This is a genomic window from Larkinella harenae (genome assembly GCF_054780515.1).
In genome coordinates, this window is the sequence record NZ_BAAGWE010000005.1 from 229,673 (window position 1) to 249,490 (window position 19,818).

A 19,818-nucleotide genomic window follows, 5' to 3' on the forward strand; every position below is an offset into this window, starting at 1 on the left:
CTTTTTCCCTTTCTTCTTTATTCCTCTTTTAGCATATAGCCCATTCCAATTACAGTGTGGATCAGCTTAACGGGAAAATCCTTGTCTACTTTTTTGCGCAGGAAGTTGACATAAACATCAATAACGTTTGTTCCCGTATCGAAATGAATATCCCATACTTTTTCGGCGATATCGATGCGGGAAACGACACGGCTGCGGTTGCGCATGAGGTATTCCAGCAAGGCGAACTCTTTAGCAGTCAGTTCGATGCGTTTGCCGCCCCGACGGGCGATTTTTTCATTCAGGTCGAGCTCCAGGTCGGCCACTTTCAGAGTATTAGCTTGTAGGCTGGTGTCGATCACGCGTTTGCTCAGGGCTCGGAGCCGGGCCAGTAACTCCCGAAACTCAAACGGTTTGACCAGATAATCGTCAGCGCCTGCTTCGAACCCTGCTACTTTATTGTCGAGCGAACCCATCGCTGTTAACATTAGAATGGGCGTTTTGACATTTTCGGAGCGCAGGAATTTCGCTAAATCGTAGCCGTTCATTTTCGGCACGTTTACATCAAGTACAATGACGTCGTAATTGTTACCCATTGCCATGTTTCGGCCAATATGACCATCGTAAGCAATGTCTACCTCAAAAGACTGTTCTTCGAGGCCTTTTTTTACGAACGACGCGAGTTTTGGTTCGTCTTCAACTACCAGAATTTTCATAACTGCTAAGGGCAAACTGACCCGGATGTGGATGGCTCCGGTACAAAAATCTATCAACAACGAAGTAAAACAAAAAAGCTACCCGAAAAACATGTTCAGGCAGCTTTTTTCATCCTATCCACACCATTCAAAGCTAATTGTTACACCAGCTTTGATGTTCAACCTTCCTTTGTGTAAGATACTAGCTGACTTACAGCGGAAATTTGATCGATCAAAAGTAGCCCCGTGAGATTAAACCGAAGTTAAATACAGGTTAAAATCAGGTGAATAGGTTGAAAATAAAGCCAACAAAAAAGCTATCCGAGACTACCCGAATAGCTTTCCGACTATATCCACACCATTTAAAAACAGCCGCCCGTTCAGGCTTAGGCTGCCTTTGTTTGTAGCCCGGCTTACACCGAACTTATATCTTTAAAGTCTTGATTCTAACATTAGTATGCAAATATAATAGTTGTTGCCAGCATCAACATCAAAAATACTTCAAAAAATAAAAGAAAACTACTTAGTTATTTTTTGAGTTCAGGCAAAGACAATGTTCTATTGCTGAAAAACGGCCTATAAAGCCAAAATAATACTGTTTTTGGGTAACAAACAAAAAATATTGCCATTAAAATTGCGCTATTCCGTATTTCAGCGAAATATGTTAAATAAAAAGCGAAACACTTGCCAGCAAGTGTTTCGCTACTTTTTTCATACGTTGAGTAAATCTGTTGTCTGCTTGTCAGACTAATGATGTACTTTTTTAAAGCCTTTACTCGGCCTTAATTGATTGTTTTGCCGAATCTACACCTTCATGTGCTTTATCGGCCAAGTCATCAACTTTGTCGTTATACTTATCTTTCTTCTGCTCGCCTTCATCTTGCAATTTACCAGTCCACTGATTGACCTGTGATTTAACTTGATCAACCTGCGATTTGACTTGCTCAACGCCTTTGTTCCACTGATCCTGCAGATCTTTTGTGCGTTTGTCAGCTTCGTCCTGAATCCATCGACGGCTTTCCTGGCCACTCTTCGGAGCTGTCAAAATACCAGCTACTACGCCTGTAATGAATCCCAGCAGAAAATCTCTTGAACTTCTCATGGTGCTTTTCTGATTTAAGTTTGCGACTCGTGAAGGTAGCAAAAGTATTGAATTAATATTTAGAATTGCGCTCAATCCGCTCAACTGCGCCTTTTGAACGCGAAGCTACCGTATCAACTGCATCGTTGTATTTGGACGCCAGGTTGTCTTTAGCATCATCATACTGATGGCGAATGCTGTTGAAACCGTTCGTAATGGTGTCTTGCAGATCTTTCAGAAATTTGTCGGAATCATTCGAAATTTTCTTGCGAGTATCTTTTCCACTACGAGGAGCTAATAATAAGCCTAAAGCCGCCCCTGTCAAAATGGCAACCACGAGTCCACTGAAATTCGATTTCATAACCTTTAAAACGGTTTAAGTGAATAATAACCGCTCACGGCGGATAACGAGAAGTTTACAGAAAATTTCGTACCACTTTCACTCAATCAGTATTGCATCAGTTGTCAATTGATTGATTTACAGTGCATAATCCACCTTTTGATCGTTTCATTTCTAGCAATGAGCCAAAAGTTTATGAGGAATATTTTCTACAGATTGTAGAACCAAAGTAATCACAAGTGCAGGAATCAACGCTCAAATGTTCTTTGGGTGGAGTGCATGAAAACAAAAAATCCCTGCACTCAAATTTGGTGCAGGGATTCCGTACCCACCGTAACTTGTACTTAACCTAAAATGAAACCACCTAAACCTAAACGTATCGCTTCATAACAATTTCAGCGATGATATTTATCGACCGACCCTAGGGTCAGCGGCATTTTTAAATGATGTGCGTGTTTATACACTTCGACCCCGAATGAGACGAAGTAAAATAGCAACGATTGCAATGACCAGAAGAATGTGAATCAGATTACTACCTGCTAAACCGGTTCCGAGAACACCAAAAAATCCCAGTGCCCAGATGATAACAAGTATGACTGCTACTGTGTAAAGTAAGTTTCCCATATCTGGATTGAAATGTTAATACAATCACTGCTTATGTAGCAATGCATTAGAAAATGTTATGCCAGAAATTTACTGCCCCCCAGGGTTCCATTAAAAAATACAATAATTGAGTTTTAATTAGGAACATTCCTGGAAAAATGATGATGAGTTGATAGGTGTCTGATTAAGTAGATTTGCGTGAGGTGGGGAATTGTTTCTACAGGTGTAGAATATTGTGTGGAAAAAATACATCTCTTCTTATAAGATATGAAATTATTTTCTCCGGTCTAGCCTCCTCATCAAACCGTCTTTTTCGGCGCTGAACAAATCAATAAGCTCTTATTATCGTCTGCCAGGCGGTTTTTTGGGTAATATGAAAAATTAGGCACACTATTATCTATAGGTATATGTTGATGTAGCTTTTTAATAGGATGATAAACGGAAATCAACAGTGGAAAGGATGAGGGGCTGGCAAACCGGGAATCAATTTAAGCCGGTAATAACAAACATGACCAATACAAAGAAGGTACTCATCGTAGATGATGAAGCAGATATTTGTCTTTTATTGTCAGGTTTATTAAAACAAATGGGTTACCAGCCAACCTGCGCGAATTTTCTGGAAGAAGGACGACAACGCCTGGCTCAGCAAGCGTATGATGCCGTATTTCTGGATTTGAGCCTGCCCGACGGAGTAGGTTTTGAGCTTTTATCACACATCCGAATCGTAGAACCCAATACAAAGGTAATAATGATCAGTGCCTTTGATGGGCTTGCGGAACGCAAACGCGCTTCGCAGGAGGGAGCTGATTATTTTATCGGCAAGCCTTTTAATCGGAAGACCATCGAACAAGCTTTACAATATATCCAAGTTTAGTTAACTTTATCCCTTCATTTAGTAATCGGACACTGTAACTGTCCCTGTATGGAAAGAATCTTAATCGTTGACGATAATACGGATATATGCCTGCTTTTAGAACGCTTTTTGTCAAAACAAGGATATAAGACGGCATCTGTTCAACGAGGAGATGACGCCTTAACTCTTCTGCGAAAAGAACCGTTTGAACTGGTTATCTGCGATTTCAAACTGCCAGACATCGACGGTTTGGAAATGCTGCGTCGTATAAAAATCTTTGACCCCACCACGGCGGTGATTATCATCACCGGCTATTCTGATGTACGTATGGCGGTGCAGACGGTAAAACATGGTGCTTATGACTATGTAACCAAGCCGCTGTATCCGGATGAAATTCTGTACACCATCAAGAGTGCGCTCGATCGGCGAAGCCAGCAAAAGGCATCACTTGTGGATAGTCATTCAGAATTTGTTGAGGAGGAAGAACCAGAAGTTAGTCCGGTAAAATCAGCTCCCCGTTCGTCAAAAAATGCTGCCATCACCAGCGGAGGCAAACGCTTTATTTTCGGAAAAAGCCGGGCCGCCGAAATGCTTCAAAAGCACATCGAACTTATTGCGCCAACCAATATGTCGGTTATTATTACCGGCGAAACGGGAACGGGCAAAGAGTTTGTCGCTAACGCCATTCATCAGAAAAGCAAGCGTGCCGGTAAGCCGTTTGTCGCCATTGATTGCGGGGCTTTGACGAAAGAATTGGCTGGCAGTGAGTTGTTTGGGCACACCAAAGGCTCATTTACGGGAGCGACATCCGATAAAATGGGTAGCTTTGAATACGCCAACGGCGGAACGTTGTTTCTGGACGAAATAGGCAATCTTTCGTACGAAAACCAGATTAAGTTGCTGCGTGTTCTACAGGAGCGAAAAATCAGGCGCATTGGTAGCAACACGGATATTCTTGTTGATGTCCGAATTCTGGTAGCTACAAATGAAGATTTGCGCGAAGCCGTGCGCCAGGGCCGTTTTCGGGAAGATATTTTTCACCGTTTGGACGAGTTCCGGATTGAACTCGTGCCACTGCGGGAACGTAAAGCTGACATCATTCTGTTTGCTGAACATTTTCTGGAAATCGCCAATGAGCAACTCGAAAAAAATGTTCAGGAATTTGACGATGAGGTAAAGGACAAGCTGAAGGAATATTATTGGCACGGTAACCTGCGCGAAATTCAGAATGTTGTTAAACGGGCGGTTTTGCTAGCGCAGGGCGATACCATTACATTGGATTGCCTGCCGTATGAAATCATCTCGCCTACTTACGTTATGGAGGAAAGCGGTTCAACGGTTTCGACGGTGACACCGGCTAATAACCTCAAGTCGGTCTCTGAAAACGCCGAACGGGCTGCCATAATAAAAGTGCTTGAGAAGACGGGTTACAACAAAACAAAAGCCGCAGAAGTACTCAATATCGACCGAAAAACGCTTTACAATAAATTGAAAGCGTATGACATCCATCTCTAGATCAAAATATTACTTTTAATCAACAAGGGGTAAGACATACGTTTTACCCCTTGTTGATTAAAAGTAGGCAGAAGCTTTATTTTATGGTAAAACCCAATGAAACCTGCGCGACGGCATTTTTGGCGCGGCCCATCAAAAGCCGGGCAGCTCCGTCGTTGGCGACGGGTTGCAGCCCCTGGCCGTAGCGCAAACCAAGCATGGCTGTGCCGAAGTAAATGTTCAGGCCGCCCGCAATACCGTAGTCAAACTTGTTAAAGTTGTCCCGGTTGAAGTCGCGGTAATCAGAGCCTAGGTCGCCTTCCGTTTTGACTCTTGAATTAATGAGGTACGATGCGTACGGACCGGCTTGCAAATCAACGGCGTTTCCTAGTTTGAACGTTGCCAGCACCGGCAGCTCGACATAATTCAGGTTGAACGAATTTCGGCCCCGGGATCCGAGCAGGTTATAGCGCGCTGAAACACCTTTGGTTGTGTATTGAAGTTCAGGTTGGATGGCAAAGAAACCCGTTACCGGTATTTGCGTAAAGACGCCGACGTGAAAACCAATTCGCTCATTGCGATCATCCACATTATCCAGATAAAGTGTACTGGCATTTAACCCGCCTTTGATACCAGTTCGGGGCGTAGTTTGGGCGGAAGCGTTAAAAACCGTTGCGGATGTGACAATCGCTGAAGCAAGAAGCCATTTAACAATCGGACTTTTCATAAATCAATCTGGATTTGGTCTACCCATTTGTTGATAAATGCGTGCCAAATGGGTGGTTAAACTACTGAAATGTAGAGTAAGGCTTTATTTTATAGGGAGTTAGGGAGAATTTGATGGAAAATTGAAAATCACTTTTTTACGTATTCCCTTTTTATTTTGTGGAAGATAATGCTCAAATTGTGGAAGAGCTTGAATAGAATTTTTGGCTATCATTCAAACACCTGGGAACCAAACGTGTTCCTGTAATGAAGGAGCCAGTTGTTGTGTCGAATGCTATAGGAGCAGGGGATTTTTAATCATACACCATAGGAATGTCAACGAGGGTTTATAGAACCAGTATATTGATTGCTGATGATGATGCTGATGACCGCATGTTGATCGAGCAGGCTTTCCGCGAATGTAATCTGCAATCGGACCTGTATTTTGTGGAAGACGGGGAAGAGTTGCTGGACTTTCTGCACCAGCGCGGTTCTTACGAAACAGCCCTGCGACCTAGTCTGATCATCCTGGATTTGAACATGCCCCGTAAAAATGGCATCCAGGCACTGCGCGAAATCAAGGCCAATGAGCAATTCCGGCAAATTCCGGTCGTTGTATTAACGACATCGACGGCAGAAGAAGATATCCTGCGAACGTACGACCTGGGTGTAAGTTCTTATATCTCCAAACCGTTTGATTTCAGTACATTACTTGATATAACCAACACCATAAAAAAATACTGGATTGACACCGTTTCCTTACCTGATGACTCAACCCGATGAACTGTCGGAGAAGCCTATCCGGGTTCTATTGGTTGAGGACGACGAAGACGATTTTGTGCTGACAAAATCATTGATTTCGACCCGGGATAATGCCAATATCCAACTTGACTGGGTTAGTGATTTCAACGCAGCCTTAGGGCGTATTTACGAAAATTCATACGATGTGTACCTGGTGGATTATCGGCTGGGCGAACGCACCGGGATCGAACTGATACAGGAAGCTTTCAGCGCCGGTTTTCAGACTCCTATGATTCTGCTCACGGGGCAAGATGACCTGGAAGTCGATTATTCGGCGTTGAAACTGGGCGCTGCTGATTATCTGGTCAAAGGCCGCATTGATGCCCAGCTACTTGGTCGGAGCATTCGGTATGCATTGCGCCAGGCATCCGTAATGGGTGAGCTGGCCGAAAAAGAAAACCGGTATCGCTCATTGTTCGAGCGTTCGAGCGACGCTATTTTTATTACCGATCGAAAGTTTGAGTTTCAGGAAATCAACCCGGCCCTGGAGAAGCTGACTGGTTATTCCGACGCGGAATTGCGACAGATCGGCATCCGGGAATTGTTTGAAAAACCGGAAGTATACGATCAGCTGCGCTTACAGGCCGAAGAATACGAGCAGGTCAAAGATACGGAAGTGCTGCTGCTGAACAGGGAAGGGAAAAAAATTGACTGCCTTTTCTCGGTGGTAGCTATTCCAGACAAAGCGGGCGTGCCGACCTGGTATCAGGCTATTGTGCGGGATGTAACTCAACAGAAAAAGGCGCAACGGGATTTGCTAGTGGCCGAAAAGCTGAGTATGACCGGCCAGATAGCCCGCAGTATCGCCCATGAGGTACGCAATCCGTTGACCAACCTGCATCTGGCACTTGAGCAACTGAAGGAAGATCTGCCTGCTGATGATCCGGGATTGTCGCTTTATATCAACATCATCAAGCGAAATGCCGATCGGATTGGCCAGCTCATCACCGAAATGCTGAACTCGTCGAAACCCCGCGAGCTGGAGTTGATACCGTACGATCTGAACGAAGCTGTACGCGAAACACTTCATTTGGTGCATGACCGGTTGCAGTTGAAAGGAATGAAACTGATCACCGATTTTACGCCGGAAGCAAGCGCGGTGCCGCTGGATAAAGAGCAGTTTAAAACGGCTTTGTTGAATATTTTGATCAACGCCGTTGAAGCGATGAAGGAGATGACCGGCGTTCTGACGGTCAGAACGGTTCCGTTGCATGAACGTGCCGTTATGGTTAGTGTACAGGACAACGGCTCCGGTATTTCGGAAGAAAACCGTCAGCGGCTTTTTGATCCCTTTTTTACGGGCAAGCAGGGTGGGATGGGGCTCGGCCTGACCACAACGCAGAATATTATCAACAGCCACCGGGGATCGATTGAAGTGGAAAGCCAAATTGGCGTCGGTACAACTTTTCACCTCATCTTTCCAAAATAGTATCAAATGTTCATCAGAATATTGTGAAGCCCCCGGAACTCCGGGGGCTTTTTTATGCCCACAGCTGTAGATATTCTTACACAATGGGGAGGGGCGATTCTACACTCGTGTTGAAACCATTGGCAATTGGTGTTGTATTTTAAGAAGAATGACGGATGCATATGTGCTGATCGTCAACTGGTTATCATCTGATAAATTGCGAGACTAAAGCAGCATCAAAAATGGCATAATTATCTCAATACAATTGGCATCAACAAGCGATAGATGAAGATGTTCTGGAATCCCACCCATTTTCCCGCAGCGATGCGTTCGCTACCTCCCAGTGTTCGAGCAAAGGCGATTGAAATTGCTAACTCGATGCTGGAAAAAGGAGGACCTGAAAAAAAGGAAGTTATTTCGACCAGTATAAGTGAAGCACGAATGTGGGCGCGCCAGCGATTTATTGAATCCGGCGGTTTTAATTAAGCTAACCATTATTACTCAACCATCAATAATTATAGGGTTATGATCTGGAAAAAAAACATTTACGATACGCTCGTATCCTGTGCAACGGCTTGTGACGAATATGCAACAGAATGTTCACGCCAACAAGATATTGAAGATTTGTACCGCTGCATCTTCCTGAGTCTGGATTGTGCCGATCTCTGTCGTCAGGTTGCGGTTCTGTACGTTCGGGGTTCTGAAAACACAAGATTGTTGGCACGGACCTGCATTGAGGTTTGCGAAAAATGCGCCGAAGAATGCGAGCAGATGAGCGCCGATCGGGCTTGCCAGATTGCGTCTGTTTGCCGCCAATGCATCCGGGTCTGCATGGCCATTCTGGAAATGGGATTGCACCCCGAAAGTGAATCTGAGACATCGAAAACGTTGTTTGTGGCGCTTGGCCGTCAGGAGATGATCTACAACTAATTCGATTGTCTGTTTTAAACGTGTAGAAACTAATAAAAACGGTGCTGGTTTTGTACCGGCTGGGCCATCGGTCGTTGGAAAGTTCTGTCAGTAACGTGTAGCCGAGAAACGTGTATCAGATACCAAAACAATCCGGTTAAGCAACGCTGGAACTAAAACGTAAACTGACTGTGAATTACCTACGTGGAAGATACCTCAGAATCTGACCATAGCTAACTGCATCAGATTGACGGGATGTCGAAACGGATGAAGACCTAAACTGGGTAACTGGCACCGTTTATAGATATTGTACCGGAAAAGGCCGGTTGAGTCTGGTACAACCTTACTCAATCGGCTCTCTACTTTTAGATCAATCATCAACATTATGGAAACAACAGAAGAACGGAATGAAGGCATGGAAAAAGTTAGTAAGCTAATCAACAGTATTCGGATTGGTATGCTGACAACCCAGGATGAAAATGGAAATCTGGTTAGCCGCCCGATGGCCGTTATGCAGGTAGACCCTGATGGAAGTTTATGGTTTTTGACGAAAGAACATTCGCCAAAAACGGAGCAGATCGATAGAAATTACAAAGTTAATGTTGCCTTTTCAGATGTTTCTGATGCATCCTATGTCTCCGTAAGTGGTACGGCGGAAGAGCTCCAGGATCGGGCTAAAATTGAAGAGTTATGGTCGCCAATGGCTAAACCATGGTTTCCGGAAGGAAAAGACGATCCATCGTTGTCAATCTTGAAGGTCCGTACAGAAACCGCCGAGTACTGGGATTCTACGTCCAGCCGGATGGTTCGGTTGTTTGAAATGGCCCGTGCCGCCCTGACGGGCGATACTTACAAAGAAGGTGAAAACAAGCTGGTTGAAAACCGCTAAGACATACTTCGCAATAAACTAAATGTGAAAATGCCGGTCCTACAGATCGGCATTTTTTATAGACTGATCGAGGAAACGTATGATTGTTAAGAGCAAAGATTTTGGCTGGGAACTGATTCACCAGCAGGCACATGGTTTGCTGGCCGTTAAAATTGCCACCCACTGGCAACCGGAAAAAAGAACCTTACGCTGGATTGAAACCTTGGTGGCATTGACAGAACACGACGACGGCCAGGACCCTTGGGAAGGAAAAAACCACCTGACGGAAGCGGGTGCACCAATGGATTTTCGAATTGAAGTATACTCCGTAGGGCAGGCGAAGCGGATGATCGAAATTGCATTGGAAAAAAGTCGTTGGAACGCCCTGATGGTTTCCATGCATGCCACCTTTTTGTATGAAGCGCTGGAAGAAAAAAGCGCCGATATGGCGCAGTTTCTGCAGCAGCAGCAACAGAATCAAAAGACCTGGAGGAGGCAACTTCAGGTTACAAAAGAAGAAGCAACATATGCCTACGGGTTTGTGCAATGGTGCGATGCGTTATCGCTTATTCTTTGCCTGGACCGCCTGCCCGAGAAGGGACGCCGACTCGAAATAAGCCCAGGGCCGGATGGGGTTATTTATTTTATATTTCAGCGACCGGACCAATCAATTGGTGTGGATCCGTGGCCGTTCGATAGCCCTGAATTTTCGCTTCAGGTGGAAGCGTATCAAGTACACCAGCTTAGTTTTAAAAATGATGCCGAGCTGTACGAATTCATCCAGCAGGCGCCTATTGAAGAGAAGATGTGGATATTTAAGCAATAAAGGATAAGGGATGAAGAGACTGACTAGAATCTCTTCACCCCTTATCACTACTTGACCTTAGGAATTCGTTACATTTTCAGCAGGACCATTGAACGGGCCTGAAGCTCGAAGGCATCCCGGGCCGAAACTTCGTTAGGCGTTTCTATATTCTGAGCCGTATTGACCAAGACCTGCCATTTGTGTTTCCGACCAACTTTGGGAATCTTGAACTCCAGCGGTTCCCAGAAAGAGTTGAAAAGAATCAGCAGTCGCGTATTGTCACCAATGGGGTCTCCATTTTCGTCTTGCTCATCCACGTTGCTGCCATCGATTAACAACCCCAGACACCGCGTAATTCCGTCATTCCAGTTCTCATCCGTCATAGGGTGTCCGTCGACACGAAGCCAGGTTACTTCGTTGTCCTGGTAAAATTTCCGCCGACGTAGTAGCGGGATTTCCCGACGCAAATCCGTTAACTGGCGTGTGAAGTCAAACAGCGACTGCTGATCGGCCGTCCATTCCCAGTTAAACCAGCTAATTTCGTTGTCCTGTGCATAGGCGTTGTTGTTGCCTTGTTGTGTCCGGCTGCATTCGTCGCCCATCAGCAGCATGGGGGTTCCCTGGCTCAACAGGAGCGTTGCCAGAAAATTCCGTTTTTGCTGTTCGCGGGCCAGAACAATCGTTTCGTCATCGGTAGGCCCTTCAGCCCCCATGTTCCAACTCCGGTTGTCATTCGCGCCGTCGCGGTTTTCTTCCCCGTTCGCGTCGTTGTGTTTGTCGTTGTAGCTAACCAGGTCGTTAAGTGTAAAACCGTCGTGAGCAGTAATCATGTTTACGCTGTTACCGGGTTGACGGCCATCGTTGTACAGATCCGGGCTCCCCAGAATACGCATTGCCAGTTCCCCCGCTACCGGGTCGCCCTTCCAGAAGGCGCGGACGCAGTCACGGTATTTACCGTTCCATTCCGACCAGTTAACGGGAAAGTTTCCGACCTGGTAGGATTGAATATCCCAGGGTTCGGCAATTAGTTTCACCTGCGACAAAACCGGGTCCTGCTGGATGGTTTCCAGAAATGAGGATAACTGACCGGCCGCTGTCAGGCTCTGGGCCAGTGCCGTGGCCAGGTCAAATCGAAAACCGTCGACGTGCATCTCCGTCACCCAGTACCGTAGGCTGTCCATAACCAGTTGCAGCGTACGGGGGTGATTCATATTCAGCGTGTTGCCGGTTCCGGTATAGTCCATATAAAACGTTTCGTCACCCTCTACCAGCCAGTAATAGGCCGGATTGTCGATGCCCCGGAACGAAAGGGTAGGACCGTGCTGGTTTCCTTCGGCTGTATGGTTATAAACAACGTCCAGAACGACTTCGATCCCTGCTTTGTGCAGCGCCTTAACCATTTCCTTGAATTCGGTTACGGCATGGCCAATCACACCTTTTGATGCGTATTCGCTATGGGGAGCAAAATAGCCTATGGAATTATAGCCCCAATAGCTTTCGCCAGTAAACTGGTGAATAGGCATCAATTCAACCGTTGTTATGCCGAGCGATTGGAGGTAAGCCGTAATCTCCGGGCTGCCCAGTGCAGCGTAGGTTCCACGAATGGTTTCGTCCAGGTCCGGGTGTTGCTTGGTAAAACCCTTTACGTGCATTTCATAGACAACAGTACGGCTGAGCGGAATATCCGGACGTTGGTCGTCTTCCCAATCGAATGCAGAGTCGATGACGACTGATTTAGGCACATACGGCGCGCTATCGTCGTTCTGGGGCTCTGAGTAGCGATTTTCATCCTGATTATTAGGGTCGAATCCTAGCTGAGCCAAATGGCTCTCAATTGGGCCGCTGATGGCCTTAGCGTAAGGGTCCAGCAGTAATTTATTCGGGTTAAAAACCAAGCCCCGGGCTGGTTCAAAGGGGCCTTCAACCCGGTAGCCATACAATTGCCCCGGCTGAACGGCCTCTAAATAAATATGCCAGATCTGCTCGGTGCGTTCAGTCAATGCGATGCGCTGAGTTTCCTTCGTCGGGTCATCAGCATCAAAAAAGCACAAAGTTACGCCCGTTGCATTTTCACTAAAGAGAGCAAAATTAACGCCTTCGCCATCCCAGGTTGCGCCCAAGGGATAAGGTTTACCCGGTCTGGAACGAATTTCTTCCGGGTTTTCTACAGTATTTGTGGAGTCCATGTTTGATAATTAATGACCGGATGGTAAAAAAGGAATTTTGTTACTAAAATGAGGTCTTCCTACACTATATGGTCCCTTTACATCCGGTTAAGCAATCAACTGCTAGTTGATTGGGATTGTTTTGAATCTAAAAAAAAGTCTAGGATTTGGCCAAATCCTAGACTTTTGCAAAAGGTACGCTAAGTACTATACGACACTGGCCAGCCGCGACATTGACGCGTGGGCGGATTCGATCCGCTCTTTCTGACGGAGAAGCAATTCGCGGGTACTGGCCATCAGGCTGGTGCTTTTCAGAATCTCCTGGTAATCATCCAATGCCTGTCCGTCGCCCCGTTTGCATTCCTCCACCACGGCTTTGTCGTCATTGCCCGTAAAGGTTGTTTTAATGTTGATCCAGGCTCGGTGCAAATCCGCGGTTAGGCTGGTGCTGGTTTCCGGATCGCCACCGAGGGTTCTGACTTCGCGATCCAGCTCGGCTGCAAATTCACCCCGCTGCCGCGACTGAGCCAGGAAGAGACTTTTCAGTTCGGTATCTTTGGCATTTTCGGCTGCTTCCTGATAGCCCCTCTCTCCATCGCGGGTACGCATTAGGAGTGTGTTCAAGCGATCCAGAATCTCGCCGTTTGTGATTCCTGTTTCCATAACGTTTTTAACTTTCAAAAAGTGAATAATTTTTTTAGGTATAACTGAAGATGAAGAATTGTGTTTTCCCGTTCGCTCGGTTAGGTGTTAATGCTACCGATGGTACCGCGCTCGGCGGCTTTCCGAAGTTTTTTATCGGCGTAGATGGCCACTTCCACCCGACGGTTTTGCTGGCGACCGGCTACACTTTCGTTATCGGCAACCGGCTGACTTTCGCCGTAGCCTTTCTCAATCAGACGGTTTCCTTTAACGCCCGCTGATTGCAAAATATTCGCTACGGTTTTGGCCCGTCGCTCCGATAGCTTCAGATTGTGTTCTTCCGAGCCTGTGTTGTCAGCATGGCCTTCGATCAGGACTTCGGTGTCTTCGTATTTTTTTAGCGTTTCAGCCAGCTTGGTGATATTGTCCCGGTTAGCTGACTTGAGATTTGCTTTATCTACGTCGAAAAGAAAGTCAGAATCAAAGGTTATTTTGATCCCCTCGCCAATCCGCTCCACGCGGGCATTTTCAAGTCGCCGACGCAACTCTTCGGCTTGTTTGTCCATATGACGCCCAATGAGGGCACCGGCGGCCCCGCCCACTGTGGCACCCAGAATGGCACCAACGGCGGTGTTCCCCGATTTGCGGCCAATTAAACCGCCTGCAACAGCTCCTGCGCCCGCACCGATGACGGCTCCTCGTTGCGTTTTGTTTGTTTTTTCTCTGATTGATTTACATCCAGTCAATGCATCTGTCGCAAGAATGCTTCCAGCTAACACAAGTGCCACTGCTCTGATCTTAATAGTTGTGAAAGATTGGCTGTGCCTGTCCATAGTGATTGTAACTATTGGTTTAACTTAACCGTGCCAAAAGCTGTACCATTTGCAAATTTAATAAGAGAGAGAAGTAGCTAAATGTTATATAAAACTTTGATAATGAGTATATTGATGTGATTTATTGGTGAGGTTAACTAAAAGCAGAAAAAACGAAATAGTGGGGCGGGGAAGAAACAGGATTTTTTTTTTGTGGAGAGCGCTCTACATCTTAGCCAATGAATAGTCGTATAATTATATTTTTTAGTGCCTTATAAATGTTTTGAGAAGGACTGTTCTGAAAATATTCGTATTATTGAGCGTAGAACTCTAAGAATAATGAATTATTATTGCTATATTTTACTAAACGGTTACAAGCAACTATATTTTGGCTTGATTTGTGCACGTGTTTTACCATTTCTGGAATAGTCTACTCTACGTGTATGTACTCTCGAGATTCAACAATTACCTTACGATTAAGGCGGAATCTGGCGTTTCCGCGTTTGGCCGAGATGTTAAAGGAAGCACGCCAATCAGAGTTTAAAACGTTGATGCAGGCTATTGACTGTGCCAACAATCGCTATGTAAAGGGGAATGATCACTGGATTTTGCGTGGAGACAACGGTGTTTACTGGGTAGTTAGGCCCCGCGTGGCTGAATATCTGGTAAGTGCTGGTTACGAGCTGGCTTTTGGAAGGTAATTCACCACACAACAGTAAAAGGGACGAAGTACCGCACGGTTTTCGTCCCTTTTGCATTTTACTATTGATCGATATGGGACAACGCCGGAGCCTATGGGCGTGTTTGGTAAGTGGCTGGCTATTGACCGGATGTATGGCCTCGAATTGCCCGATAAAAAGTTGCCACGTCCGGATGGAACACCCACACGGGGGGCGAACGTACCGCGGAACATTCTTCGGAACGATGCACAGCCCATCGTGGTGGCTGTCGAACCGCAAGGGCGATGGAGCCTCTGCTTCAATGGCCAGCGACCGGAAAGGTCTTAAAAAAGACAAGGGCGATGGCGGCAAGAAAAAAGTTAAGAAGCAATTTCGCTGGGAAAGAGCTTGAGGAATGAAGAGGGAGGAGTTCGCCACATCAGAACGTGGCTTTTGGCGGGCTAACTCATCCCTCTTCATTCATATCTCTTACCTAATAAACCCGTACGGTGTGGCAGCCGCGGGCAACGCTGATTTTTCCCGGCATTTTTTCCAGGGCCGGTTTATCACCTTTCACTACCTTCCAGAATTCAATGGCACCGGTGCGGTCACCATAATCCAGGTATTCGGAAACCGCCACCGCAATAGCGCCACCATCCTTATCAAATTCAATGCTTTGGGGCAAAACGCCATTAAACGGGTATTCGTTGGCCAGCGTTAGTTTTCCTTCTTTGTCCAGGGCGTACACCGAGAGCGAACTTTTGCCTGAACCAGCATTGGTGAAAGGTTGGTATGATTGTCCTGCATTGGCCACCACAACCATCGAGCCATCGGGGCTGACAGTCAGGGCTTCACCACTTTCACCAGCGGCTAATTGCGAAACTACTTTATGCTCGCCCGGCGTGTCTTCGGTGCTGAACTGGAGCACAAAAATCTCGCCTTTGCCAGCGCCCTGCGCATTGGCGCTTTTTTTAATATCAGAAACGATAAAGAATTTGCTGTCGGGCGAGAACCGTCCGGTAGCGGGCAGACCACCTACTTTGATGGGTTTGCCATGCGGAATGATATTCGGCTTTTTGGAAGCATCCAGCGTGTATTTCATCAGGCCCACTTCCTGTGTATCTTCAATCAGGTAAGCAATAAAATCACCCGACGGGCTCCAGACCAGATCCGTAATGCGGGCTCCCGGTACCGGCGACGGAGCCGTGATAACCCGTTTGGGTGTACCCGTATTGTCAATTTCTACCAGGCGCATTTCCTTGCCCGCGTCGCCCGAGGCCACGGCCAGGGTATTGCCTTGCGGATTAATGGTAACCGCCGTGGGCAGGTTACCCACGCTCACTACCTTGGCCGTCGGCTTGGCCGGAGCCAGGTCAACAATGAACATCCGGGCCGCTGCCGGAAGGCTTTTCAATCCTTCCTTGAGCGTTGAAACCGTATCGCCCATTTGTCCGTGGCCTTCCAGTACGAACGCAAACCGTCCGTTGGGAGTTACCACGGCGGCTTTGTCGTACAGGGCCGATGAATTGGAGATGGGAGCGGTAATGATGTTTTGGCCGCTTCGATCAAGCGGAAACTTCACGATGGTCAGAACATCGCGATCGGTTTTACTTTTGTACAAGTTACCATCTGCCAGCGCGGAAGCAGACATATCGGCGTCCGACAGGGCAACAATTCCTTTGGCATTAAATTGAATGGGGTTCTGCTGGGCAAAGGCACCGGTGGTGAGCAGGGTCGCAACGGCAAGCAAACTCGTTTTTTTCATGCAGCGAGTAGAAGGTTAAAGGATGGGAGGTTTTATACAAATATAGACGAAACCGGTTAGCTTAGGTAATAATGGCCCGAATGGTCGTTACTTTCTTCGGTTGCCACTGGTTTCCCGTTGAAGACTCATTGAACCGTTACGGAAAAGAGGACTCTCCGCCGTAACGGTTTTTTCGAATGGTCAATACTTCATAATGCCTAGTTCTTTTTCCACCGCCGAGCGACCTTCTTTCATCCAGGCAGGTTCGGGCGTATCTTTCAGGTAGTAATCGAAAAACTGGTACATCCGAATACTGAGGTCTTTGGAGTTATGGCGTTGTGTCAGGTTATGGTCTTCGCCGTTGTAAACCAGCAGCCAGGCCGGCTTGCGCAGCCGACGAAGGGCCGAATAAAATTCAATGCTCTGGTACCAGGGCACGGCTCCGTCCTGGTCATTGGCCATCAGAAGCAGCGGAGTCTGAATGCGGTTGGCGTAAAACAACGGCGAGCTTTCGATGTAATTCATCGGCTTGTCCCAGAGGGTGCCACCAATCCGGCTCTGCGTTTTTTCATACTGAAACATCCGGCTCATGCCCGTTCCCCAGCGGATTCCGCCGTAGGCACTGGTCATGTTGGCCACGGGTGCCCCCGCCATCGCGGCTTTGAATAGATTGGTTTTTGTAACCAGAAAGGCGGTTTGGTAACCACCCCAACTTTGTCCCTGTAACCCAATGCGGTCATGGTCTACAAACCCCTTTTCAATTAAATTCAAAACGCCGGGAACGATACAGTCGTAAGCGTTCTGACCCGGCATACCGGTGGTATAGACGATATCTGGTACGAAAACCAGGTAGCCGTTGGAAACGCAGTAAGACATGTTGATCGTGGAGCGGCTGGGAGCCGGAGCTTTATAATCGTTTAGTGTTTCGGCGTTGCGCTCGTAGTAATACACCAGCATGGGGTATTTTTTCGTCGGATCGAAATCCTCCGGTTTGTAGAGCAGCCCTTCCAGCCGGACACCATTGTTGCCGATCCAGTTGACCAGCTCAACGCTGCCCCAGCGAATGCTGTCCTGCTGCGGATTGATGCGGGTCAGTTGCCGGGGTGTGGCAAATGTGGTGTCGGTTAGATACAGATTGATTGGCTCCCGGAAGTTGCCTTTATGGAATGTCAGGGTGGGGGCGTTCTTGGCCTTGGATAGGGTAGAAAATCGGTAGTTACCCTGGGTGAGAACAACCGGTTCGGCGGCTGGTTCGCTCATCGATTTCCGGAGAATGCCCGTCGATTTGTCTTTTTCCCAAAAACCGGTCAGCCAGAGCTCGCCGGTCAGGGGAACCACTTTCTCTTCCGGATTCAAATTGGCGCGCCGGAGCCGAATGCGGTTTTTACGGCCAAATCCAGCGGTCAGATTGACGGCTTTTTCCCGGCCTGTCGGGTCGATTCGCCACAGGTCGAAGCGGTCGTAAATCAGCACATACCGATCGTCCGGGGTCCATCCGGCGGCACCGTAGCTACCGGGCAGATCGGGGGTATCGTGTTCTTCGTCAAAAAAACGGACGGCCATGCCGCGCGTCAGATCAATGCGTTTGCTTTCGGCAATGGACCAGGCGCGCCAGAGCGAATCCCGTTCGTCGTACCACCAGGCGTACTTCCCGCCCGGCGACAACTGGGCGTATGAAACCCGGGCGTCGTTGGCAATTAGTTTGTTCTGGCCCGTCTGGGCGTTAATTAAATACACATCCGATTGCCCCGGGTCCCACATGCTGTTGATTTGGTACGGTAAATTACTCGTTCCAACCCAGTAGGGATGATCAAAACGGGTATCAACCTGCACATTGGGGATTTCCCGATTGCCCAGTTGGGTGACCCGACCGGTGGTGAGCTCGCAAACGGCCAGAAAACCGCGTTCCTTTTCCTGTCTCAACTGCCGAAGCTGCATGGGCTGGATAATGGGGTCATTCCATCCCCAGATATCTACTTTTACGCGTTCTTCGTCCAGTTGGGTCGAATCTTTGATAGGCTTGGGCGGTAGGATGGAGGTGGCAAAATAAAGCCGTTTGCCATCTTCGGAAAATGTGGGCGTACGGTATTCGTTTACATTCCAGCCTTTCGGATACGCCGGTGTAAGGGTGTCGGCCAGCACCACCATCTGGCCGCTCAAACCGGCAAAGACGGGAACGGTTTTCCGGTTTCGGGATTTGGGAAGCCCGGCCGGAACCAGTCGTTTGTAGAACAAGGCATACGACCGAACCTCGGCCTCGGCGCTGTCGGCGGTTGCCATCCAGGCCAGTTGCGTGCCGGTTTTATCAATCGCCAGGCCTTTGTATACCCTTCGCTGCGAGCTGGTATCCACCAGCATTTCGTTTTGCTTCTGGGTATCAAACAGGAAAACACCGGCTTTTTTCAGGGTGTCGTTGACGGCGTCTTTGGTGTAAAAAAAGGTGTTGCCGTTGGCCGAAACCGTTACGTAGGTAACGTACGGAAATGATTGAGTCGCGCCCGTTTCCAAATTCAATAAAATTAAATCATCCCCTTTTGGTTTTTTCGTTGACGCGGAGGCCCGGTTGCGACTGGCCGGTTTGGTAGCCGAGGAGTCTTTTTTTAATCCCTTTACTTCCTGATGTTCCTGCAAAATAGCGACCCAGGAGCCGCCGTCTTTCGGTAAAATGTAGGATTTGATATGGGCAAAGCCTATGCGGTTTCCGGTTTCGAGGTTGAAAACCAGCAGGCTGTCTTTGGGCAACAAATCGGCTTTTACTTTTTTCTTTTTGGCTTCGCGGGTGAGCCGATAGGGGGCTTTCAACCGCATGACCAGAAACCGACTGTCGGGGGTAAACTGTGCCAGGTAACCCCGGGCAAAGGTATACCGCCGGGTTGATGGCTGGTCCGCTTTCGCCGGTTGATTTTGGAGCGAGGACGCAATCCGCTGGTCAGGCGATTCGTTGGGTCCACTGGTTTTTGCCTCCAGTTGTCCAGCGGTTTTATCGGTAGCCGGGTTTGGCGCTTTGCCCGAAATTCGGATCAATTCCAGTATGCCGTCGCCTTCCTGCGGATCAATCTGGTAACAAAGCCACTGGCCGTTATTGGCGTGTTTTTCGAAACGAACATTCTGCCAGCGGTCGTAATCAGCGTGGGTCAGCGGTCGTTTAGGCGTTTGGGCGAGCAGCGGAATGGACGCAAAAAATGTACAGAAGAAAATGAAAAAAGCGCAGTTACGCATGACGTGAGTGAATTATTAATCTTACCAATTTACAAA

The 19,818-nt window shown here is 47.5% G+C and carries 19 protein-coding genes; 9 read left to right on the forward strand and 10 right to left on the reverse strand.

Annotated features, from left to right (window positions below; translation table 11 throughout):
* Positions 1 to 17: 17 nt before the first annotated feature.
* From ACYVH9_RS22900 to ACYVH9_RS22915, 4 genes are all read right to left on the reverse strand, one after another.
* Positions 18 to 695, reverse strand: a complete 678-nt coding sequence (locus ACYVH9_RS22900; RefSeq protein ID WP_460638741.1) for a response regulator — start codon at positions 693 to 695, stop codon at positions 18 to 20.
* 751 nt (positions 696 to 1,446) lie between these two features.
* The gene (locus tag ACYVH9_RS22905) at positions 1,447 to 1,776 is read right to left on the reverse strand and encodes a YtxH domain-containing protein (RefSeq protein WP_460638742.1); all 330 of its coding nucleotides are present in this window, start codon (positions 1,774 to 1,776) and stop codon (positions 1,447 to 1,449) included.
* A gap of 52 nt (positions 1,777 to 1,828) precedes the next feature.
* On the reverse strand, positions 1,829 to 2,116 hold the full coding sequence (locus ACYVH9_RS22910; RefSeq protein WP_460638743.1) for a YtxH domain-containing protein: 288 nt from the start codon (positions 2,114 to 2,116) through the stop codon (positions 1,829 to 1,831).
* A gap of 435 nt (positions 2,117 to 2,551) precedes the next feature.
* Positions 2,552 to 2,719, reverse strand: coding sequence for a lmo0937 family membrane protein (locus tag ACYVH9_RS22915; protein WP_460638744.1), 168 nt, complete (start codon positions 2,717 to 2,719; stop codon positions 2,552 to 2,554).
* 487 nt (positions 2,720 to 3,206) lie between these two features.
* Here ACYVH9_RS22915 and ACYVH9_RS22920 point away from each other — a divergent pair, with 487 nt between their 5' ends.
* Entirely contained in the window at positions 3,207 to 3,572 is a 366-nt protein-coding gene (locus ACYVH9_RS22920; protein ID WP_460638745.1) for a response regulator, read from the forward strand.
* Between the two features lie 48 nt (positions 3,573 to 3,620).
* Entirely contained in the window at positions 3,621 to 5,066 is a 1,446-nt protein-coding gene (locus tag ACYVH9_RS22925; protein WP_460638746.1) for a sigma-54-dependent transcriptional regulator, read from the forward strand.
* 76 nt (positions 5,067 to 5,142) lie between these two features.
* On the opposite strand, the gene ACYVH9_RS22930 is transcribed toward ACYVH9_RS22925, so the two are convergent.
* On the reverse strand, positions 5,143 to 5,772 hold the full coding sequence (locus ACYVH9_RS22930) for a porin family protein (protein WP_460638747.1): 630 nt from the start codon (positions 5,770 to 5,772) through the stop codon (positions 5,143 to 5,145).
* Positions 5,773 to 6,083: 311 nt separating this feature from the next.
* On the opposite strand from ACYVH9_RS22930, the gene ACYVH9_RS22935 reads away from it, so the two are divergent.
* The 6 genes from ACYVH9_RS22935 (at position 6,084) to ACYVH9_RS22960 (ending at position 10,562) form a co-directional block, all read left to right on the forward strand.
* Positions 6,084 to 6,533, forward strand: coding sequence for a response regulator (locus tag ACYVH9_RS22935; protein ID WP_460638748.1), 450 nt, complete (start codon positions 6,084 to 6,086; stop codon positions 6,531 to 6,533).
* Positions 6,517 to 7,980, forward strand: a complete 1,464-nt coding sequence (locus tag ACYVH9_RS22940) for a two-component system sensor histidine kinase NtrB (RefSeq protein WP_460638749.1) — start codon at positions 6,517 to 6,519, stop codon at positions 7,978 to 7,980. The genes ACYVH9_RS22935 and ACYVH9_RS22940 overlap by 17 nt, the downstream gene beginning before the upstream one ends.
* A 270-nt stretch (positions 7,981 to 8,250) precedes the next feature.
* A complete protein-coding gene (locus ACYVH9_RS22945; RefSeq protein WP_460638750.1) occupies positions 8,251 to 8,445 on the forward strand; it encodes a DUF2188 domain-containing protein in 195 nt (64 codons plus the stop codon).
* Between the two features lie 39 nt (positions 8,446 to 8,484).
* Positions 8,485 to 8,889 carry a four-helix bundle copper-binding protein gene (locus ACYVH9_RS22950; protein WP_460638751.1) on the forward strand — a complete coding sequence of 135 codons (405 nt, stop codon included), beginning with the start codon at positions 8,485 to 8,487 and terminating at the stop codon, positions 8,887 to 8,889.
* Between the two features lie 364 nt (positions 8,890 to 9,253).
* Positions 9,254 to 9,757 (forward strand): pyridoxamine 5'-phosphate oxidase family protein, encoded by a 504-nt coding sequence (locus ACYVH9_RS22955; RefSeq protein ID WP_460638752.1) that lies wholly within the window; start codon positions 9,254 to 9,256, stop codon positions 9,755 to 9,757.
* A gap of 79 nt (positions 9,758 to 9,836) precedes the next feature.
* Entirely contained in the window at positions 9,837 to 10,562 is a 726-nt protein-coding gene (locus tag ACYVH9_RS22960) for a DUF3891 family protein (RefSeq protein WP_460638753.1), read from the forward strand.
* A 68-nt stretch (positions 10,563 to 10,630) separates the two neighbouring features.
* Here ACYVH9_RS22960 and glgX read toward each other — a convergent pair whose 3' ends face one another.
* The 3 genes from glgX to ACYVH9_RS22975 all read right to left on the reverse strand — a co-directional run bounded on the left by glgX (position 10,631) and on the right by ACYVH9_RS22975 (position 14,136).
* Positions 10,631 to 12,727 (reverse strand): glycogen debranching protein GlgX, encoded by a 2,097-nt coding sequence (gene glgX / locus ACYVH9_RS22965; protein WP_460638754.1) that lies wholly within the window; start codon positions 12,725 to 12,727, stop codon positions 10,631 to 10,633.
* 186 nt (positions 12,728 to 12,913) lie between these two features.
* Positions 12,914 to 13,369 carry a ferritin-like domain-containing protein gene (locus ACYVH9_RS22970; RefSeq protein WP_460638755.1) on the reverse strand — a complete coding sequence of 152 codons (456 nt, stop codon included), beginning with the start codon at positions 13,367 to 13,369 and terminating at the stop codon, positions 12,914 to 12,916.
* Between the two features lie 80 nt (positions 13,370 to 13,449).
* Positions 13,450 to 14,136: an OmpA family protein gene (locus tag ACYVH9_RS22975; RefSeq protein ID WP_460638756.1), complete on the reverse strand. Its 687-nt coding sequence runs from the start codon at positions 14,134 to 14,136 to the stop codon at positions 13,450 to 13,452.
* Between the two features lie 897 nt (positions 14,137 to 15,033).
* On the opposite strand from ACYVH9_RS22975, the gene ACYVH9_RS22980 reads away from it, so the two are divergent.
* Positions 15,034 to 15,231 carry a hypothetical protein gene (locus tag ACYVH9_RS22980; RefSeq protein ID WP_460638757.1) on the forward strand — a complete coding sequence of 66 codons (198 nt, stop codon included), beginning with the start codon at positions 15,034 to 15,036 and terminating at the stop codon, positions 15,229 to 15,231.
* An 81-nt stretch (positions 15,232 to 15,312) separates the two neighbouring features.
* Here ACYVH9_RS22980 and ACYVH9_RS22985 read toward each other — a convergent pair whose 3' ends face one another.
* Positions 15,313 to 16,584 carry a lactonase family protein gene (locus tag ACYVH9_RS22985; RefSeq protein ID WP_460638758.1) on the reverse strand — a complete coding sequence of 424 codons (1,272 nt, stop codon included), beginning with the start codon at positions 16,582 to 16,584 and terminating at the stop codon, positions 15,313 to 15,315.
* 180 nt (positions 16,585 to 16,764) lie between these two features.
* On the reverse strand, positions 16,765 to 19,782 hold the full coding sequence (locus ACYVH9_RS22990; protein ID WP_460638759.1) for a S9 family peptidase: 3,018 nt from the start codon (positions 19,780 to 19,782) through the stop codon (positions 16,765 to 16,767).
* Positions 19,783 to 19,818 lie beyond the last annotated feature (36 nt).

Excerpts from the sequence above, each read along its gene's own strand:
- ACYVH9_RS22900 (WP_460638741.1), bottom strand. The coding sequence starts at position 695 with ATGAAAATTCTGGTAGTTGAAGACGAACCAAAACTCGCGTCGTTCGTA.
- ACYVH9_RS22905 (WP_460638742.1), bottom strand. The coding sequence starts at position 1,776 with ATGAGAAGTTCAAGAGATTTTCTGCTGGGATTCATTACAGGCGTAGTA.
- ACYVH9_RS22910 (WP_460638743.1), bottom strand. The coding sequence starts at position 2,116 with ATGAAATCGAATTTCAGTGGACTCGTGGTTGCCATTTTGACAGGGGCG.
- ACYVH9_RS22915 (WP_460638744.1), bottom strand. The coding sequence starts at position 2,719 with ATGGGAAACTTACTTTACACAGTAGCAGTCATACTTGTTATCATCTGG.
- ACYVH9_RS22920 (WP_460638745.1), top strand. The coding sequence starts at position 3,207 with ATGACCAATACAAAGAAGGTACTCATCGTAGATGATGAAGCAGATATT.
- ACYVH9_RS22925 (WP_460638746.1), top strand. The coding sequence starts at position 3,621 with ATGGAAAGAATCTTAATCGTTGACGATAATACGGATATATGCCTGCTT.
- ACYVH9_RS22930 (WP_460638747.1), bottom strand. The coding sequence starts at position 5,772 with ATGAAAAGTCCGATTGTTAAATGGCTTCTTGCTTCAGCGATTGTCACA.
- ACYVH9_RS22935 (WP_460638748.1), top strand. The coding sequence starts at position 6,084 with ATGTCAACGAGGGTTTATAGAACCAGTATATTGATTGCTGATGATGAT.
- ACYVH9_RS22940 (WP_460638749.1), top strand. The coding sequence starts at position 6,517 with ATGACTCAACCCGATGAACTGTCGGAGAAGCCTATCCGGGTTCTATTG.
- ACYVH9_RS22945 (WP_460638750.1), top strand. The coding sequence starts at position 8,251 with ATGTTCTGGAATCCCACCCATTTTCCCGCAGCGATGCGTTCGCTACCT.
- ACYVH9_RS22950 (WP_460638751.1), top strand. The coding sequence starts at position 8,485 with ATGATCTGGAAAAAAAACATTTACGATACGCTCGTATCCTGTGCAACG.
- ACYVH9_RS22955 (WP_460638752.1), top strand. The coding sequence starts at position 9,254 with ATGGAAACAACAGAAGAACGGAATGAAGGCATGGAAAAAGTTAGTAAG.
- ACYVH9_RS22960 (WP_460638753.1), top strand. The coding sequence starts at position 9,837 with ATGATTGTTAAGAGCAAAGATTTTGGCTGGGAACTGATTCACCAGCAG.
- glgX (WP_460638754.1), bottom strand. The coding sequence starts at position 12,727 with ATGGACTCCACAAATACTGTAGAAAACCCGGAAGAAATTCGTTCCAGA.
- ACYVH9_RS22970 (WP_460638755.1), bottom strand. The coding sequence starts at position 13,369 with ATGGAAACAGGAATCACAAACGGCGAGATTCTGGATCGCTTGAACACA.
- ACYVH9_RS22980 (WP_460638757.1), top strand. The coding sequence starts at position 15,034 with ATGGAACACCCACACGGGGGGCGAACGTACCGCGGAACATTCTTCGGA.
- ACYVH9_RS22985 (WP_460638758.1), bottom strand. The coding sequence starts at position 16,584 with ATGAAAAAAACGAGTTTGCTTGCCGTTGCGACCCTGCTCACCACCGGT.
- ACYVH9_RS22990 (WP_460638759.1), bottom strand. The coding sequence starts at position 19,782 with ATGCGTAACTGCGCTTTTTTCATTTTCTTCTGTACATTTTTTGCGTCC.